Source organism: Hymenobacter roseosalivarius DSM 11622 (genome assembly GCF_900176135.1).
GTDB classification, from domain to species: Bacteria; Bacteroidota; Bacteroidia; order Cytophagales; family Hymenobacteraceae; genus Hymenobacter; species Hymenobacter roseosalivarius.
Genome location: NZ_FWWW01000091.1, coordinates 22,938 through 39,197, shown reverse-complemented (window position 1 = coordinate 39,197; position 16,260 = coordinate 22,938). Strand labels below are relative to the sequence as shown.

General features: G+C 54.8%; 19 protein-coding genes. 6 read left to right on the top strand and 13 right to left on the bottom strand.

What is annotated here, in order from left to right; all coding sequences use genetic code 11:
* The first annotated feature begins 46 nt into the window (after positions 1-46).
* From B9A24_RS16510 to B9A24_RS16500, 3 genes are all read left to right on the top strand, one after another.
* Positions 47-1,102: a TlpA disulfide reductase family protein gene (locus tag B9A24_RS16510; RefSeq protein ID WP_084447122.1), complete on the top strand. Its 1,056-nt coding sequence runs from the start codon at positions 47-49 to the stop codon at positions 1,100-1,102.
* Between the two features lie 83 nt (positions 1,103-1,185).
* Entirely contained in the window at positions 1,186-1,704 is a 519-nt protein-coding gene (locus tag B9A24_RS16505) for an acyl-CoA thioesterase (protein ID WP_084447121.1), read from the top strand.
* Between the two features lie 105 nt (positions 1,705-1,809).
* Positions 1,810-2,577 carry a hypothetical protein gene (locus B9A24_RS16500; protein WP_084447120.1) on the top strand — a complete coding sequence of 256 codons (768 nt, stop codon included), beginning with the start codon at positions 1,810-1,812 and terminating at the stop codon, positions 2,575-2,577.
* A 200-nt stretch (positions 2,578-2,777) separates the two neighbouring features.
* Here the strand turns inward: B9A24_RS16500 and B9A24_RS16495 are convergent, their stop codons facing one another.
* The 6 genes from B9A24_RS16495 to alaS form a co-directional block, all read right to left on the bottom strand.
* Positions 2,778-3,935, bottom strand: coding sequence for a TlpA disulfide reductase family protein (locus tag B9A24_RS16495; RefSeq protein ID WP_084447119.1), 1,158 nt, complete (start codon positions 3,933-3,935; stop codon positions 2,778-2,780).
* A 162-nt stretch (positions 3,936-4,097) separates the two neighbouring features.
* A complete protein-coding gene (gene gatB, locus B9A24_RS16490) occupies positions 4,098-5,555 on the bottom strand; it encodes an Asp-tRNA(Asn)/Glu-tRNA(Gln) amidotransferase subunit GatB (protein WP_084447118.1) in 1,458 nt (485 codons plus the stop codon).
* Between the two features lie 76 nt (positions 5,556-5,631).
* Positions 5,632-5,895: a Txe/YoeB family addiction module toxin gene (locus tag B9A24_RS16485; protein WP_084447117.1), complete on the bottom strand. Its 264-nt coding sequence runs from the start codon at positions 5,893-5,895 to the stop codon at positions 5,632-5,634.
* Positions 5,892-6,119 carry a hypothetical protein gene (locus tag B9A24_RS16480; RefSeq protein WP_084447116.1) on the bottom strand — a complete coding sequence of 76 codons (228 nt, stop codon included), beginning with the start codon at positions 6,117-6,119 and terminating at the stop codon, positions 5,892-5,894. Before B9A24_RS16480 ends, B9A24_RS16485 begins: the two co-directional genes overlap by 4 nt.
* 27 nt (positions 6,120-6,146) lie before the next feature.
* Complete coding sequence (locus B9A24_RS21720; protein ID WP_143434989.1) at positions 6,147-6,551, bottom strand: hypothetical protein; 405 nt, start codon at positions 6,549-6,551, stop codon at positions 6,147-6,149.
* Positions 6,552-6,557: 6 nt separating this feature from the next.
* A complete protein-coding gene (gene alaS, locus B9A24_RS16475; RefSeq protein ID WP_084447115.1) occupies positions 6,558-9,275 on the bottom strand; it encodes an alanine--tRNA ligase in 2,718 nt (905 codons plus the stop codon).
* Positions 9,276-9,522: 247 nt separating this feature from the next.
* Here alaS and B9A24_RS16470 point away from each other — a divergent pair, with 247 nt between their 5' ends.
* The 3 genes from B9A24_RS16470 (at position 9,523) to B9A24_RS16460 (ending at position 12,113) form a co-directional block, all read left to right on the top strand.
* Positions 9,523-9,879 carry a MerR family transcriptional regulator gene (locus tag B9A24_RS16470; protein ID WP_084447114.1) on the top strand — a complete coding sequence of 119 codons (357 nt, stop codon included), beginning with the start codon at positions 9,523-9,525 and terminating at the stop codon, positions 9,877-9,879.
* A gap of 211 nt (positions 9,880-10,090) precedes the next feature.
* Positions 10,091-11,212, top strand: a complete 1,122-nt coding sequence (gene dprA, locus B9A24_RS16465) for a DNA-processing protein DprA (protein ID WP_084447113.1) — start codon at positions 10,091-10,093, stop codon at positions 11,210-11,212.
* A 28-nt stretch (positions 11,213-11,240) separates the two neighbouring features.
* The gene (locus B9A24_RS16460) at positions 11,241-12,113 is read left to right on the top strand and encodes an aminotransferase class IV (protein WP_084447112.1); all 873 of its coding nucleotides are present in this window, start codon (positions 11,241-11,243) and stop codon (positions 12,111-12,113) included.
* Here B9A24_RS16460 and B9A24_RS16455 read toward each other — a convergent pair.
* The 7 genes from B9A24_RS16455 to B9A24_RS16425 form a co-directional block, all read right to left on the bottom strand.
* Complete coding sequence (locus B9A24_RS16455; RefSeq protein ID WP_084447111.1) at positions 12,098-12,319, bottom strand: hypothetical protein; 222 nt, start codon at positions 12,317-12,319, stop codon at positions 12,098-12,100. The genes B9A24_RS16460 and B9A24_RS16455 overlap by 16 nt on opposite strands.
* A 158-nt stretch (positions 12,320-12,477) precedes the next feature.
* Positions 12,478-13,062, bottom strand: a complete 585-nt coding sequence (locus B9A24_RS16450; RefSeq protein ID WP_084447110.1) for an energy transducer TonB — start codon at positions 13,060-13,062, stop codon at positions 12,478-12,480.
* A gap of 245 nt (positions 13,063-13,307) precedes the next feature.
* On the bottom strand, positions 13,308-14,102 hold the full coding sequence (locus B9A24_RS16445; protein ID WP_084447109.1) for a thymidylate synthase: 795 nt from the start codon (positions 14,100-14,102) through the stop codon (positions 13,308-13,310).
* 116 nt (positions 14,103-14,218) lie between these two features.
* Positions 14,219-14,710 (bottom strand): SRPBCC family protein, encoded by a 492-nt coding sequence (locus B9A24_RS16440; RefSeq protein WP_084447108.1) that lies wholly within the window; start codon positions 14,708-14,710, stop codon positions 14,219-14,221.
* A gap of 57 nt (positions 14,711-14,767) precedes the next feature.
* On the bottom strand, positions 14,768-15,064 hold the full coding sequence (locus tag B9A24_RS16435) for a TIGR03643 family protein (RefSeq protein ID WP_084447107.1): 297 nt from the start codon (positions 15,062-15,064) through the stop codon (positions 14,768-14,770).
* A 387-nt stretch (positions 15,065-15,451) separates the two neighbouring features.
* The gene (locus tag B9A24_RS16430; protein ID WP_159452080.1) at positions 15,452-15,802 is read right to left on the bottom strand and encodes a hypothetical protein; all 351 of its coding nucleotides are present in this window, start codon (positions 15,800-15,802) and stop codon (positions 15,452-15,454) included.
* A 167-nt stretch (positions 15,803-15,969) separates the two neighbouring features.
* On the bottom strand, positions 15,970-16,191 hold the full coding sequence (locus tag B9A24_RS16425) for a hypothetical protein (RefSeq protein WP_084447105.1): 222 nt from the start codon (positions 16,189-16,191) through the stop codon (positions 15,970-15,972).
* Positions 16,192-16,260: the final 69 nt, after the last annotated feature.

Here is a 16,260-nt window from a genome sequence, read left to right as displayed (position 1 = left end):
TAACCACCTATATTTATTCTTAAATCTTTTCTATGGCCATTCTATTATGCTTAAATACGGTATTCTTTTCGCACTGTTTGGTGTAGCCATCGCGCCCTCTTTTGCTCATAAGCCCCGCCCCTGCCAGGTTACGGGCAATATTAAAGGGCTTGGTAACAAGGCCATAGTATTCTCTTATGAACGTGATGGCAAGTCGCATCAGGATACGGTGCGCGCCATTAATGATCGTTTCAGCTACGTAGCGCACCCCAGCGACGACGGCACTTTCACTCTATATATCGCTGGTCCGCGCTTTACACAATTCTGGCATGAGCCAGGCAAGCTAACAGCCACGGGCTCAATAAATAAGCCAGCCCAGCTGACAATAGTAGGCACTCCTGAGAATGCTTTGCTTACACAATACAATCAACAGATTGGTTGGAAATTTAATCAGCGAATGGTCGCTCATCCTGATTCCATGCTTGCTTTGCGGCAGTTGGCGCAGCGACCTACTCTTAATTTTATAAAAGCTCACCCGCAGAGCCGCACCAGCGCCAACCTGCTGTACTTGCAAGCCATTTACGACGACAAACCTACCGCTGAATACGAACAACTGCTGCGCGGCTTATCGGCGAGTGTGCAGGCTAGCCCGCAGGGTCAGAAAGTGGCGCGCCGCTTATTAATACTGAAAAATCAGCCCATCGTAGGTCGGCCGGTGCCGGGCTTTACCATGCCCGATACTGCCGGGGTAGCCGTATCGCTTGACCGCTTTAAGGGCCAGTACGTGCTGCTCGATTTCTGGGGACACTGGTGCGGCCCCTGCATCAGGGCAATGCCTCACCTTAAAGCCTTACAGTCTCAGTATGCTCGTGAACTGGCGGTAGTTGGCATTGGAATGGAAGCGGCCGACGATAAGAAATTGTGGATGGCAGCCATTCGGAAGCATCAGGCCAACTGGACCCAGCTTTCGGAGCTAAAAGGAGATAAAGGCGTGATTGAGCAATATAACATCACAGGGTTTCCTACTTATTTACTGCTGGATAAGCAAGGTATCGTGCTGGAAAGAGGCAGAGACTTAGGGCCTATTGAGGAAAAATTGAAAGCTCTTTTGGCAAAGCCTTAGCACCCGTTTTGCGGCTAAATGGTGGGCATACCCGCTCCGGGCACCTATCTTCGCGGCTTCATACGCCTATTATCACTACCCCAATGCGTAAACAGAAGCCCGTCAAAGACTCGTTCGTGAATATGACCGAGCTGGTGCTGCCCAACGATACCAATACGCTCAACAACCTGATGGGCGGCCGCATGATGCACCTGATGGACATTGCCGCCGCTATTTCGGCCCAGAAACACTCCAACCGCATCGTCGTGACGGCTTCCGTGGACAATGTATCGTTCAGCTCTGGCATTCGCCTCGGCAACGTGGTGACCTTGCAGGCCCAGGTGACGCGCTCGTTCAGCTCGTCGATGGAAGTACACATCAACGTGTGGGCCGAGGACATCCCGACGGGCACCAAAATCAAATCTAACGAAGCCTTCTTCACCTTCGTGGCCGTGGATCAATCGGGCCGCCCGATTGACGTGCCGGAAGCCGTGGCCGAAACGGAAGAGGAAATTAAACTATACGATGGGGCGCTGCGGCGGCGGCAATTGCGCCTGGTACTCGGTGGCCGCATGAAGCCCGAAGAGGCCACCGAGCTAAAGGCGATTTTTGAGTTGGAGTAAGACGCGTTGCTTAATGAAGAATGAATAGTGAGCAATGGACAGTGAGCAATGTGCTTCGTTCTTTGCCATCTCACCACTCACCACTCACCACTTCACCACTCACCCATGCACGAGGCATCGCTGGCTTTTTTTCAGAACTTCTATACCAACGTATCCCTGTACGTGGTGGCGGAGGCGGCTGAAAATGCCCCCCAGCTACCCGCAGTAGCTACTGCGGCACCTGCTGCCGCTGAGCCTGTTGCGGCTATGGTAGCGCCCGTTTTTGCCCCCCAGCTTCCTTCGCCGCCCGCAGTACCGGCACCGCCTGTATCTGCTCCACCTGTGGCGGTGAAGCCGGTTGCGCCCGCGAAGCTGCCTTCCTTAGCCGGGCTGAATTTGCCCCCCACGCCTGCTGTTGCGGCTCCGGCAAGCCCTGCTCCTGCTCCGCCTGTCCCACCCGTGCCGGACCAGCCGCAGCGTACGGCCCCGCCACTTACCGAAACGCCTTATTCCACCTTGGGCAGCAATGCCAACGGCCTTGTTATCATCGTGCGCATGGACCCGGAGCGGTTTCGGCGGCTGCCCAAAAACGTGTTTCTGAACAACCTGCTCAAGGCTATCCGCCTGATTGTGGAAGATGTGGTGCTGATAAACGTGGAATCAAATTTACCCGTGGCCCTGAGCACGTTGCGTCAGAAGCTGGCCGCCAAGCAGATCATTGGCTTCGGCAAAAACCTGCTCGATGTGGCCGTGTACAAGACGCAGCTTTATGAGCCTGTGCTGCTGGTAAATGATGTGGCCTACCTGCCCGCCGCCGAAATCGAGTTATTAGAGGAAGATACCAGCCGCAAAAAGCTCCTCTGGCAAGCTATGCAGCGTATGTTTTTGAGTTAGAACGCGGTTTGATCATTCATAATAAATACAGGCGGTCATGCTGAGCAGCGCGAAGCATCTCGCGTGCTGATGTCTGATTGGTAATCCTGTTAAACCCGCGAGATGCTTCGACAAACTCAGCATGACCGCCTTTTCCAGAAGACATAAAAAGCCCCCCAGAAATCCTCTGGGGGACTTTTTATCTATGACAGTTCAGAACCTTAATTAGCAGCCAGCACTGACTTCAGCTTTTCTTCCAGCTCCGCGCCGCGTAGGTTTTTGGCGATGATGCGGCCCTGCGGATCCAGCAGCAGCGTTTGAGGAATTGATTTCACGCCATAGGTTTGGCCGGCAGCGCTTTCCCAGCCTTTCAGATCCGAAACGTGCGTCCAGGTAAGGCCGTCTTTGGCAATGGCTTTCTCCCACTTGGTTTTATCTTGGTCGAAGGAGACGCCGTAAATCTCGAAGCCTTTGCTTTTGTACTTATTGTACATACGTACCACGTTGGGGTTTTCCTGCCGGCATGGGCCGCACCACGAAGCCCAGAAGTCAATCAGCACGTACTTGCCGCGCAGGCTGCTCAGCGCCACGGGCGCACCAGTGGGCGAGGCCAGCTTGATATCGGGGGCTACCACGCCTACGGCCGTGGGGCGCAGCACGTCCAGCCGCGTCACCAACGACTGCGTGTAGCGCGAGTCAGGCAGGGTCTTCTTGAACTGCGCCGCCATGGAATCAGCGAACGGAAACTGCTCATCCGGATTCAGCACGCTCCCCACCACGAAAGCCGACACCACCGAGTTCGGATTTTGCCGCACTAAGTTCTTGATACCAGCAATATTGCGGGCCTGCACCGTGGTGAAACGCTCTCTAATGGCCCGCATCGTATCCTCGCGGCCCGCTTGCGCCGCCTGATTGTAACGCTCGCCCAGGCTTTCCACCGTTTTTTTGGTTTTGTCCAGCTCGCGCATCAGACGCTGAAGCAGCTCCGAATCGGGCGAGCCTTTTACCGTGTAGCTGGTGCTTAGTTGGGTAGCATCCCCGCTTACCTGCACCTGGCTGCCATTGTTGAGAGCCAGCAGCACCTGGTTGGCATCGTCCGTTTTAAGCTGATACAGGCCGGCTTCAGGCACGCTGCCTTTCATAGTGAAAGCGCCTTTCTCATCAACGGTGGCCGTATCGCGGGAAATAAACTGCGTTTCGCCCAGCTCAGCGAGGTACACTTTGGTGCCCGCCGGAGCATTCGTTAGCTGCCCACTCACTTGGTAGCTCTCCCCATTACCGCCGTTAGCGGTATCAGAGGTTGGGGCCGTGGCCCGATTACAAGCGTTAGCCATGCCCAGCACGGCAGTTATTAGCAGAATACTCTTCATTTTCTTCATTCTCTCCGTTAAAAATCCTGATCAGACCAGGGAATATTCACTCTAAACCGATTTAAACGGCTGAGGTTCCTCGCGTAACCCCGAGTTTCCGCTAAGCTGACACTTAAAAGCTAGAACGAGGTAGAGACACATAGTTGTGTCTCCTCTCCTTAAACTCACACGCTAGGCGTCAAGCTTCTGGCGCAGCAGCTGATTGGCAACTTTTGGGTCAGCCTTGCCGCCGGTCAGCTTCATCAACTCGCCCATAAACATGCCGGTCAGGGCTTTCTTGCCGGCGCGGTACTCGGCTACTTTGCCGGGGTTGGCCGCCAATACCTGCTCGACCATCGCCAGCAAGCCCGCCTCGTCCGATTCCTGCAGTAGGTTCTGCTCTTGGGCGGCCTGGGCGGCACTTTTGTCGGGGTTTTCCAGCAAATATGAAAAAAGCTGCTTGGAGGCGACCGAGTGGCTGATCTTATTCTCGTCGATAAGCTGAATAATATCGGCCAGGTGCTGCGTGGTCAGTGGAAACTCGGCCAAGGGCAAAGCACGCTCATTCATGTACGATTTCACCGGACCCATCACCCAGTTGGCGGCGGCTTTGGCGTTGGTCGTCAAGCGGGTCAGCTCATCGAAGTACAAGGCTACTTCCTTCTGATCGGTGAGCACCGAGGCGTCGTAGTCTGACAAACCCAGTTCGCCGGTGAAGCGGGCGTAGAGCTGCTGGGGCAGGGCCGGTAACTCGGCCTGCACGCGGTGCAGCCAGGCATCGTCAACGACCACGGGGGGCAAATCCGGCTCGGGGAAGTAGCGGTAGTCGTTCATCGTCTCCTTGCTCCGCTGCCCGCTGGTCGTGCCCGTGGCCGCGTCGAAGCCGCGCGTTTCGCTGTCGATGGTTTCGCCGGCTTCCAGGATGGCAATCTGCCGCTCGATCTCGTGCTCGATGGCCCGCTGCACGTTGCGAAAGGAGTTCATGTTCTTCACCTCTACCTTGGTACCGAACTTATCGGCCCCGTGCAGCATCACCGAAATATTGGCGTCGCAGCGCAGGGAGCCTTCCTCCATGTTGCCGTCGCAAATGCCCAGGTACACCACCAGCTTCTTGATTTCGGCCAGATAAGCGTAGGCTTCCTCCGCGTTGCGAATGTCCGGCTCCGACACAATCTCAATCAGCGGCACGCCGGCGCGGTTCAGATCCACCAGCGTTTCCACCTCACCCGCCAGGTGCATGCTCTTGCCCGCGTCTTCCTCCATGTGAATGCGCGTCACCCCGATTTCCCGCGTGGTGCCATCACTCAGCCGAATCGGGACGTGGCCTTGGGTGCAGATGGGGGTTTTATCCTGGGTAATCTGGTAGCCCTTGGGCAGGTCGGGATAGAAGTAGTTTTTGCGGGCAAACAGGTTGTCGCGGGTAATCTGGCAGTTGGTAGCCAGGCCCATTTTCATGGCAAACTCCACGGCCGAGTAATTCACCCGCGGCAGCGTGCCGGGGTGGCCCAGCGTGATAACCGACAGGTTATGATTGGGCAGCGCGCCGTACTCATTCTCGTCCGACGAGTACATTTTGCTGTGCGTGAGCAGCTGCGCGTGCACTTCCAGGCCGATAACAGGCTGGTATTTCGATTTTATTGCTTCGTCCATGAATCGCAGATTTACGCTGATTTTACAGCTGATTGCGCTGATTTATAATGCGAAGGTAGGACACGCTGACTACCTTTTATTTCTCGTAGTGGTAGCGGCAGGAAGCTACGAACACATTAGTTGAGTCGACCCTGTATACTAAACGGTGCTCCTGGGTGATGCGCCGCGACCACAGCCCTGCCAACTCACCTTTCAGCGGCTCGGGCTTGCCGGTTCCCGCGAAAGGCATTCGCTGACACTCACGTAGCAATTGATTGAGCTTGCGCAGAATTTTTTGGTCGGTCTCCTGCCAGTATTGGTAATGCTCAAAGGAATTCGCTGAGAAAACTACGTTTCTCACTCCACCGGAATAGCTACCTGTACCGTTTGTCCCCGCTGTAGCTGTGCGAGTGACTCGCGCAAGTGCTCAGCGTTGGCTGGCGAAGCTAACAGGTATTCGGTGGTGTCCATCTGAGCAGCTTTCGAAGCAGGCTTAGAACGCGGATTTTTCACGAACGGCAGGCTGCGTAGCAATTCCAGAATGAACTCGGCGCGATTGTCGGGTACTTCGAATGTGATTCGCATATAGCAATCAAGTTAAAGCGTCGAAATTCAGTAGCTCTTTTTCTTAAATAATCGCTGGAATTTAGGCGGATGGTCGTCTATACAGCCTATTGTAATATCCAATTCGTCTATGAGTCGATCATAAACCCCTTCCAGTTTTGACCATCTGCTCCTCAACCCAAGTAACGTTCTTTTTGTAAACGGATAATAGCGCGGAAAAAATCTCAACTCAAACATAATTGCGCATTGTCGATCTACATACAATGAGCCATCAGCGGATGGTGGTTCGACTAATTCCTTTATCAACCGATGAAAAACTTCAAACTCCCTTGTTTTCGCCTCACGTCCTCGAACAGACAGAAATTGAATGATTGTCCAAACAAAAGCTACTGCTGCACCGACTGCACTTAAAGCTGGGCCATACCTGGTAAGTATTACTAATACTTCTTCCATAGTATTCTAGAGAGGGTAATCAGGCATAAGGTCTATCTTAAGGTCTCTATTATTAGCTATAAGCTCCTCCGCCTTCCCAATAGCCGCGCCAAGACCAGCCACGTTCTTCCCGCCAGCCGTAGCGAAGAACGGCTGACCGCCACCGCCGCCCTGAATTTCCTTGGCCAGCTCGCGCACCAGCGTGGAAGCATTTAATTTGCCCCCCGCAGCTAATTCATCGGCCAGCATTACCGCCAATTGAGGCTTTCCGTCTATTTCAGCGCCTAGTACCAATACGAGATTGGGCACAGCTTGACGCAGGTTGAAAGCTAATGTTTTCAATCCGTCTGCCGAGTTGGCCTGTACCTGAGCGGCGAGGAAGTTCACGCCGTTCAACGACTTTACTTGGGCCGCAAGCTGGTCCTTTTGCTGATTGATGCTTTGCAAGGCAAACTGCTCAATCTGCTTGCGCAGGCCAGCAATTTCTTCCGTTTGCTTTTCGATGCTGGTCAGCAAATGTTGTGGGTTGCCCAGTGCCTCGCGCACCTGCTGAAGCAAATCTAGCTGCTGGTTCACGTAAGCTTCGGCAGCCTCGGCCGTTACGGCTTCGATGCGGCGCACGCCGGCTCCTACCGCCGACTCAGAAGTGATTTTGAAGAAGCCGATGTCGCCGGTGGTGCGCACGTGGGTACCGCCGCAGAGTTCCACGGAGAAGTCCCGGTCGAAGGTGATGACGCGCACGAAGTCGCCGTATTTCTCCCCGAATAAGGCCGTGGCGCCCAGCTCTTTCGCCTCGGCAATAGGCACGTTGCGGCGCTCATCCAGCGGGATTTGCTGGCGGATGCGCTCATTTACCAGCGTTTCCACCTGGCGCAGCTGGTCGTCGGTTACTTTGGTGAAGTGGCTGAAGTCGAAGCGCAGGAGCTTTTCGTTTACTAACGAGCCTTTTTGGGCGACGTGGGGGCCTACTACCTCGCGCAGAGCGGCTTGCAGCAAGTGCGTAGCCGTATGATTGCGGCGGATTTGGTCGCGGCGGGCGTGGTCGATGCGGCCGATGAACTCGGCGCTCAGGTCTTCGGGCAAATCCAGCATAGTGTGCACGATCAGGTCATTTTCCTTTTTCGTGTCAATCACCCGCACCTTCGACAAGTCCGACTCCAGATACCCCGTGTCGCCAATTTGCCCCCCAGACTCCGCATAGAACGGCGTTTGGTCGAGTACGACCTGATACTCGGTTTTGCCTTTGCGGTCGGTGCGGCGGTAGCGCAGAATGCGGGCCGGCGCTTCCTCCAAGTCGTAGCCCACAAATGCGGGCTGCTCCTCCGATTCGGTTACGATGGTCCAGTCACTCTGCTCGGCCTCCTGAGCGTTGCGCGAGCGGCTTTTCTGGGCTTCCAGTTCTTTCTTGAAGCCTTCCTCATCCACGGTCAGGCTCTTTTCGCGGGCAATGAGAGCGGTAAGGTCCAGGGGGAAGCCGAAGGTATCCGACAGCTCAAAAGCCGTGGCACCGTCGATGCGGTTGCCGTTGGCTTTAGCAGTTGCTTCCAAGGCATCCAGGCGGCGCAGACCGTTTTCCAGAGTCTTCAAAAAGGCAATTTCTTCCTCCTCAATCACGCGCTGCACAAATTGCTGCTGCTGCTTTAGCTCGGGGAAAATATTACGCATCTGGTCAGCCAGCACGGGCACCAACTTGTATAGGAAGGGCTGCTTCTGATTCAGCGACGAGAAAGCATAGCGCACGGCGCGGCGCAGAATGCGGCGAATCACGTAGCCGGCCTTCACATTGCTGGGCAACTGGCCGTCGGCAATGGTGAAGCTGATGGTGCGGATATGGTCGGCGATTACGCGGATGGCAATGTCCGTTTTTTCATTCTCCGTGGCGGGCTGGTCGTTCACGGTGGCCGGGGCCGTGCCGTGGTATTCCAGGCCTACCTCCTTGGCAATGAACTGAATCAGGGGCTGGAAAACGTCGGTGTCGTAGTTCGATTTTACGCCCGACACGGCCATCATAAGGCGCTCGAAGCCCATGCCCGTATCGACGTGCTGAGCCGGCAGCTTCACCAGCGACTTATCGGCCAGGCGCTGGAATTCCATGAACACGTTGTTCCAGATTTCGACTACCTGCGGATGGTCGTTATTCACCAGCTCCCGCCCCGATTTTTGGGCTACTTCGGCCTCGTCGCGCAGGTCGATGTGAATTTCAGTGCAGGGGCCGCAGGGGCCGGTATCGCCCATTTCCCAAAAGTTATCCTTCTTGTTGCCGGGCATAATGCGCTCCTCGGCCACGTACTGCCGCCACAGTTCCTGGGTCTCGGTATCGGCGCCGAGGCCGTCGCCTTTATCGCCTTCAAAATAGGTAACGTAGAGGCGGTCTTTGGGCAGCTTATACACGTCGGTGAGCAGCTCCCAGGCCCAGGCAACGGCGTCTTTCTTGAAATAATCGCCAAACGACCAGTTGCCGAGCATCTCGAACATGGTGTGGTGGTAGGTATCGTAGCCTACCTCTTCCAGGTCGTTGTGCTTGCCCGACACGCGCAGGCATTTCTGCGTATCAGCGATGCGTTTGAAGGGCGCGGGCTTGTTGCCGAGGAAATAATCCTTGAACGGGGCCATGCCCGAGTTGATGAACAGCAGCGTCGGGTCGTCCTTCACCACAATGGGCGCCGAGGGTACGATGTGGTGGCCTTTGGAAGCGAAGAAATCGAGGAATTGCTGACGGACGGAGCTGGCGGTTGGCAGTGACATGGCGGTAGGGGCGCGTGGCACGCGCCCGTCGTTGAACGATGGAATAGCACCACCAGAAAGTTGGCGGCTGGCTGAATTTTGGCTACTTTTCGCCTTTCAGACGAGATTAGCTTTCGACAAAGTTAGCCGACTTGGGTTGTAAACCGAAACGTAGGGGCGCGTCGCAACGCACCCGTTGTAGTTTGCCGTAGCCGGCCCTTTATTGCTTTTTCGCCAGGCGCGTTGCGACGCGCCCCTACTTCGCCCCATGCCCTACAAAGAACGCGACATCGAAAAGCAGTACTTCACCATCGGCGAGGTGGCCGCGCAATTCAACGTCGCGCCCTCGCTGATTCGCTTCTGGGAAACGGAGTTTGAAGAATTGCGCCCCCGCAAGAGCAAAAAGGGCAACCGCCTCTACACACCCCAGGACATCGACATCTTCCGCACCATCTACCATCTGGTGAAGGAGCGCGGCTACACCATCCCCGGCGCGCGGGATTTGATGAAGCAAAAAGGCCCCCAGCTCAAGGAAAAAATCGACGTGATTCAGAGCTTGGAGAAGATTCGCAAGTTTATGGTGACGATGAAGAAGGAGCTGGACGCTATCAGCAAAGCACAGTAATTGGCTATATGATTTATTAAAGGTAGTCATGCTGAGCGCCGCGGAGCGGAGTCGAAGCATCTCTCCCGCTTCGCTGAGTTTACTACTCATAGAGATGCTTCGCCGTGCTCAGCATGACGTTCTAATTATTACCAAATCACTCTGTTCTGCATTGTTATTGATTGGGCAGATTCCCTATCCTCTCCTCGCTCCTATCTCCGATTATCACTTCATGTCCGCCGACGATACGCTATTCTACGAAGTCGCCCTCACCCTTTTTCCCGGAATTGGTCCTCAGCTCACCCGCCAGCTAATGAGCTATGGCGGCTCGGCCAAAAACGTCCTGCATTTGCCCCCCGGCAAGCTGCGCAAGATTCCGGGCGTCGGCAACACGACGGTGGCTACGCTCACGGGCTCGGAGCGGGGTAAAGCACTTAACCTGGCCGAAACCACCCTGCGTCGGGCCGAGAAGGATGGCGTACAGCTGTTATTTTATACCAGCAAGCGCTACCCCAGTCGCCTCAAAACCATTCCCGACGCGCCGGCCCTGCTCTACTATCAAGGCACCGCCGACCTCAACCATCCCAAAACGGTAGCTCTGGTCGGCACCCGCAAGGCCACCGACTATGGTCGGGAGCAAACCGAGCGCATCGTGCAGGGCATGGTAACCCATAATGCGTTAGTGGTCAGCGGACTGGCGTATGGCATTGATATCACGGCCCACCGCGCCGCTTTGCAGGAAGGGCTGGAGACCATCGGCGTCATGGCCACGGGCCTGGATATTATTTACCCCGCCGCCCACCGCAAAACGGCCGAGAAAATGCTCACCCAGGGCGGCCTGCTCACCGAGTTTCCCTTCGGTACCCAGCCCGACCGCTACAATTTCCCGGCCCGCAACCGCATTATCGCCGGCCTCTCCGATGGCACCGTGGTCGTGGAAGCGGCCCGCAAGGGTGGCGCGCTCATCACGGCCGAAATTGCGCTGAGCTACAACCGCGACGTGCTGGCCGTACCCGGCAACCTGGGCACCGACACGTCGGAAGGCTGTAATCATCTGATCAAAAGCAACAAAGCAGCCATGTATGCCGAGCCCCGTGACCTGGAGGAACTGCTGAATTGGGATGAGGCCCTGCACCAAACCGGCAAAAAACGTTCCCCAGCCACCTACGACGCGGATGATTTTTCGGCGGAAGAGTTTAAGCTCATTCAGGTGCTGGCGTTGCAGGAAGAGCTGCTGGATAACCTTAGTTGGAAAGCGCAGCTGCCCGTCAATCAGGCGGCCAGCCTGCTGTTGGGACTGGAGTTTCGGGGCGTTGTGAAAGCCCTGCCCGGCAAGCGGTTCTCGTTGCTGTAATAATTATCGCCCAAAGTGGTAGTACCACATGGCTCCGCGCTTACTTTTCATCCATTCGCCTGGTTTGTCTTACCTCATCTTCAACGGCCAGCTTCGCGAGGAAGCCGCCTTCGCGCTGCCCCTGCCCAATCGGGGCCTGTTTTACAACGACGGCTTTTTTGAAACGCTGATCTGGACCGATGGCGGGGTGCGCCTGCTCGCCTATCACCTGAACCGGGTGCAGGCGGCGGCGGCGGCGCTTCAGCTGACTCTACCGATCGAATTATCTACCCTGGAAGGTCTGGGGGGCATTTTTAAGCAAGTGGTGGCCACTCAGGGCCTGAAAGCGGCCCGCCTGCGCCTGCAGCTGTGGCGGGCGGGCGCGGGGCTCTACACGCCCGCCACCGTCGCCGCCGACTACCTGATTACGGCCGTGGCCTACGAGCCGACCGCACCCACTGGTGCACGAGCCGATTTCAGCCAGCAAGTGCACACCCACCTCTCACCGCTGAGCTTTTGCAAAGGCCCCCATGCGCTGACGTACGTGCTTGCAGCCCGCGAACGGGCGGCCCGTGGTCTCGATGAGATTATTCTGCTAGATAGTGCCGGTCACGTAGCCGAAGCAGGAGCAGCCGCTATTTTCTGGTTTAAGAACGGCTGTCTTTACACGCCGACTCTTAGCACGGGTTGCGTGGCCGGCGTGCGCCGCACTCATTTGCTGCGCACGGCTCAACTACAGGGCTTACCTACCGAAGAAGGGCTTTATTTGGCTGAAGAGCTACTGACAGCCGAGGCAGTATTTACCGCCAACGTGGCTTCGCTGCGATCCATCCGGCAAATAGGCGAAACGACCTTTGCTGCTGAACCTTACCCTTTGTACACGAAGCTACAGCTGTGGGAAGCAGATTATCGAGTTAGCTGAGGGGTATTGTGCCGCTTGAGTTGACGCCAGCTAGCCTCAAACTCCAGCAAATCGGCCTCCGTTACTTCATTCAGGCCCAGTACCTCAGCCCGTGGCCCCTGTCCGGCGGCCAAGGCATAGAGTGCTACCCATGCGCGATGCCGACGCGTCAGTACACTTTGCTCGGTTTCGGCAGCGTAAAATGAAAAATAGTCGCGGGTAATCACGCGGGCAGTTACGAAAGACTTAGTATGCTTGGATTGCCAATTTCTATAATTTGCCTTTATATAAAAAATTATATTAAATAAATATTATTACCCTCCAAAAACTTTATATTAGGGCTTTTTTTGTTATAAATACAATAAATTAAGCTAGACAGAAAGCCTTATTGAATAGAGAAGTTCGCGCTCAAATCCTCTTCTGAGGTCTGCGGACCAGGCTCAAAACGCAGCATTCGGAATACCCGCTGGGCCTCGTCGGCGAGGGCCTGGAGGGCAGGCGCGGGCACTGGTCCATCGCGATATGGGTTGGATACCGGTGTCAGGGCGACTACCGACGTCCGACTAACCCGACCATTCGGTGCCACTTGCAGCCTGATAACCACCTTTGCCTCGGCCCGAGCCTGCACGGCCGGCGCTGGGTAGCGACTATTTTGGGAGAAGAATACCATTGAAATACTGTCTTCAAGCAATGATTGCCCCTGGCGCATGCGGCTGCCCAAGCCGCGCTTGAGCAGCTTAGACTGGGCTACGCGAGGCTGCTCAGTGGTATCAGGAGCCGCAGCCGGTTGGGGCTTAGCTGCTCGTACTTTCTTTTGTAAGGGCTCAATAGTGGCGGGCGGCTGGGCGGTCCAGCGGTTGTAGCTGCCCTGGGCCAGGGCAGCGGGCACCGGCACCATCAGGGCCAGCCATAAGCCCCCCATGAGCAGCAGAAATCCTTTGTGCTTCAAGCTCGCGGCGCTACGCTTCATCGTACTTACTACTTCTAAAGTTGACGGATGCCGGGGGGCAGATTTGACTGGCTTGATAGGCTACGTGTGTCCAAGCAAATAAATTCCTCGTTGCCGAATGTTATTCGACATTCATATAAGAACCTCCTGCTGAGCAGCGCGACGCCTCTCGCGTGCTGACCGGCAGGGATACCATTGCGACGCGGGCACGCGAGAGGCGTCGCGCTGCTCAGCAGGACTGCCTTACGCGATGAGCAGCTAACCGCCTATACGGCTACGGGTGCCTTAATGGCTGGGTGCGGCTCGTAATTTTCGAGGGTAAAGTCCTCATACTGAAAGCCGAATAGTTCGGTCACGGCCGGGTTCAGGCGCAGCTGGGGCAGCGGGCGCGGCAGCCGCGTGAGCTGCAGGCGGGCCTGCTCCAGGTGGTTGGAGTATAAGTGTGTGTCGCCACCGGTCCAGATGAACTCGCCGGGCTGCAGGCCGGTTACCTGGGCCATCATCAGCGTGAGCAGGGCGTAGGAGGCAATATTGAAGGGCACGCCCAAAAACACGTCGGCGGAGCGCTGGTAAAGCTGGCAGGAAAGCTTGCCGTCGGCCACGTAAAACTGAAACAGGGCGTGGCAGGGCGTTAAGCGCATCAGGGGCAGGTCGGCCACGTTCCAGGCCGATACCACCATGCGCCGCGAGTCGGGCTGCTCACGCAGCAGGCGCACCATTTCGGCTATTTGGTCGATGCTTTGGCCGTCGGGCGCGGACCAGCTGCGCCACTGCTTGCCGTAGATGGGCCCCAGGTTGCCGTTGGCGTCGGCCCACTCCCGCCAGATGCTCACGCCCACTTCTTCCAGCGACGTATTGCTGGTGTCGCCGCGCAGAAACCACAGCAGCTCGTGGATAATGCTTTTGAGGTGGACTTTTTTGGTGGTAACCAGCGGAAAGCCCTGGGCCAGATCGAAGCGCATCTGGTAGCCGAATACCGAGAGCGTGCCGGTGCCGGTGCGGTCGGTTTTGGGGGTGCCGTGGTCGAGGATATGACGAACGAGGTCGAGGTACTGCTGCATGAGAAGAATAGCGCCCGCCGAAGCTGGCTTGAAAGAGGTGCGGAGAGGTCGAGTTGTCAAAAATAGAAAAAGCCGCCCGGTTTGGGGCGGCTTTTCTGTTTTTGACTTTCCTTGGTTCAAGATACTGAAGTTGGAACAGACAGAACTTCTCGCCAAGCTCCGCTCTCAGCATATTGCTTCACCACATTGCATCGTTCCCGCAAAAACTTTCGCAGATATCGTTTCAGTATCAGCGCATCGACCAATTTCCCCAAGTGCCCCAAGGGTGACTCGAACTCAAACACGTCACGCATAATAGTCACTGCGCCGCTGGGTTGGAAGTAATGCTCATGACGCATCGACTTAAATGCTCCTTTTTGCATGACGTCGCAAAAATAAATAGGCGCTTTAAATTCGGTGATTTTGCTGCTTAACGTCTGCCAAATACCGAAGTGGCGCGCTCGAAACGTAACACTATCCCCTAGTTGTAGGATGCCAGTTCGCACTCCCGCCACGATTTCTTCTTGCGTTTGGCGAGTGGAGATAGTGTGCAGATCAACGCTTAGGGCTAACTGAAAACAGATTTGCTGGGGAGCGTTGATCGTCGTGACAATCTCGATTTTGGGCATTATTGCGTAGTGCGGCGTGTACGATACTCAGACACCTTTAAGATAAATCGCATCAAGCTACCGCTTGCTGATCTTATTCAGCGAAATAGCGCGCTGCTGATTGCTCTTGAAGCCATCCATTCCATCGGCCCGCAACGCCAGATGCTTGGTGCTACGGCCAGCCATACGCTTGCGCCACATCCTGAACGAGGACGCCTTCATCATCTTCCGCATGAGGGCAATAACGTCTTTCTCCGCGAGGCCAAACTGTGCTTCGATGGCCTCGAAAGGCGTGCGGTCTTCCCAGCCCATTTCTATGATGCGGTCAACATCGGCGGCTGAGAGGTTTTGGTATCCGGTTTCTTCGTCTTTCATATAATATTCGAGAAATAATGGTCAAGGAAACAAGGAGTGGATATAGATTTTACATTCATCTCTGCCCATCTACTATGCAGGTTCAGCTACCTTTTAAGGGCTTGTTTCCAAGCCAGTAATCCCATTGCTAACAAACAACAGATAATACTAGTAGTTGGATATACTTTCAACATAAAACATAGATCATAGCCAGTAATACTCGATATGCAGTCACCCATACTATCCGTTTCGTACTTAAGACTGACCATAACATCTAAAGCTGCCAGACCACAATACACGGTAGCAATAAACAGTAGTTATAGCTAAAGCTTTAATATATTTTAAACTTTGATTACTCTTAAATCCATCCATATTATTAGCCCTAACCAAAGCTCATTTTCATGAGCCCTATCTCCGACTTAAACTTTTAACTATTGCCATAGATTTTCTATCGGTTTGCAAAAAATTCTTGCTACACACTGAAGTGGTGAATGCCTTATCATGTACATAAATAAAAACGACATAGGATAACCCAAGGCCGAAATAATAACTACACATTGAATTAGCGGCAATTATTCGAATCATTTCGCCTTCTTTCATCTGGCCTTTAAGCACTTTATTAACCAATAAACTAGGGCTATAACCATATGTGAAAGGCGGACGAACAGGGTTGCTGTATAAGTCGAAATGAAGTGTATCAGCCAAAGAAACTACCTGAACCTTTATTACATAATCTGCCTTTTTAAAATTTTCTTCCATAGTAGTGGGTATACAGCTACACGCGCTACCAGTACGGGCACAGAACAGCAATGGTAGTAACAGATAAAATACTCGCATATCAGAATGATTAAATAGCAAAAAGGGCGCAATTCTCATTGTAAGAACTGCGCCCTTTTTGTTGTAAAGGCATCAATGTAATTGGCTTTTTACAGCGACTTCGCAACTGGCGCGGCGGCCGGCGCGGGCGCGGCTTTCACCGCGGCGGTTTTGGTGTCTTTCTTCATACAGCAGGCGGCGCTGCCTTTCTCGGGCATGGAGCAGGTTTTGGCGGCGGTGCTTTTCTTGGACTTCTTCTCGTCTTTGCCCTCGTGGGCAGTGGCGGTACCAACGAAAGCAAACAAGGCGAGGGCCAGCAGGGCGTTTTTCATAAAGGGGAAGAAGCAAAAAGTGAGGAAACAAAACCTGGCGGGGCACGGTTGGCTTGGCTACGCCTTCTT

Bases quoted from the DNA above. Each gene is read 5' to 3' on its own strand.
- B9A24_RS16510 (WP_084447122.1), top strand. From the start codon at position 47: ATGCTTAAATACGGTATTCTTTTCGCACTGTTTGGTGTAGCCATCGCG.
- B9A24_RS16505 (WP_084447121.1), top strand. From the start codon at position 1,186: ATGCGTAAACAGAAGCCCGTCAAAGACTCGTTCGTGAATATGACCGAG.
- B9A24_RS16500 (WP_084447120.1), top strand. From the start codon at position 1,810: ATGCACGAGGCATCGCTGGCTTTTTTTCAGAACTTCTATACCAACGTA.
- B9A24_RS16495 (WP_084447119.1), bottom strand. From the start codon at position 3,935: ATGAAGAAAATGAAGAGTATTCTGCTAATAACTGCCGTGCTGGGCATG.
- gatB (WP_084447118.1), bottom strand. From the start codon at position 5,555: ATGGACGAAGCAATAAAATCGAAATACCAGCCTGTTATCGGCCTGGAA.
- B9A24_RS16480 (WP_084447116.1), bottom strand. From the start codon at position 6,119: ATGCGAATCACATTCGAAGTACCCGACAATCGCGCCGAGTTCATTCTG.
- B9A24_RS21720 (WP_143434989.1), bottom strand. From the start codon at position 6,551: ATGGAAGAAGTATTAGTAATACTTACCAGGTATGGCCCAGCTTTAAGT.
- alaS (WP_084447115.1), bottom strand. From the start codon at position 9,275: ATGTCACTGCCAACCGCCAGCTCCGTCCGTCAGCAATTCCTCGATTTC.
- B9A24_RS16470 (WP_084447114.1), top strand. From the start codon at position 9,523: ATGCCCTACAAAGAACGCGACATCGAAAAGCAGTACTTCACCATCGGC.
- dprA (WP_084447113.1), top strand. From the start codon at position 10,091: ATGTCCGCCGACGATACGCTATTCTACGAAGTCGCCCTCACCCTTTTT.
- B9A24_RS16460 (WP_084447112.1), top strand. From the start codon at position 11,241: ATGGCTCCGCGCTTACTTTTCATCCATTCGCCTGGTTTGTCTTACCTC.
- B9A24_RS16450 (WP_084447110.1), bottom strand. From the start codon at position 13,062: ATGAAGCGTAGCGCCGCGAGCTTGAAGCACAAAGGATTTCTGCTGCTC.
- B9A24_RS16445 (WP_084447109.1), bottom strand. From the start codon at position 14,102: ATGCAGCAGTACCTCGACCTCGTTCGTCATATCCTCGACCACGGCACC.
- B9A24_RS16440 (WP_084447108.1), bottom strand. From the start codon at position 14,710: ATGCCCAAAATCGAGATTGTCACGACGATCAACGCTCCCCAGCAAATC.
- B9A24_RS16435 (WP_084447107.1), bottom strand. From the start codon at position 15,064: ATGAAAGACGAAGAAACCGGATACCAAAACCTCTCAGCCGCCGATGTT.
- B9A24_RS16430 (WP_159452080.1), bottom strand. From the start codon at position 15,802: ATGGAAGAAAATTTTAAAAAGGCAGATTATGTAATAAAGGTTCAGGTA.
- B9A24_RS16425 (WP_084447105.1), bottom strand. From the start codon at position 16,191: ATGAAAAACGCCCTGCTGGCCCTCGCCTTGTTTGCTTTCGTTGGTACC.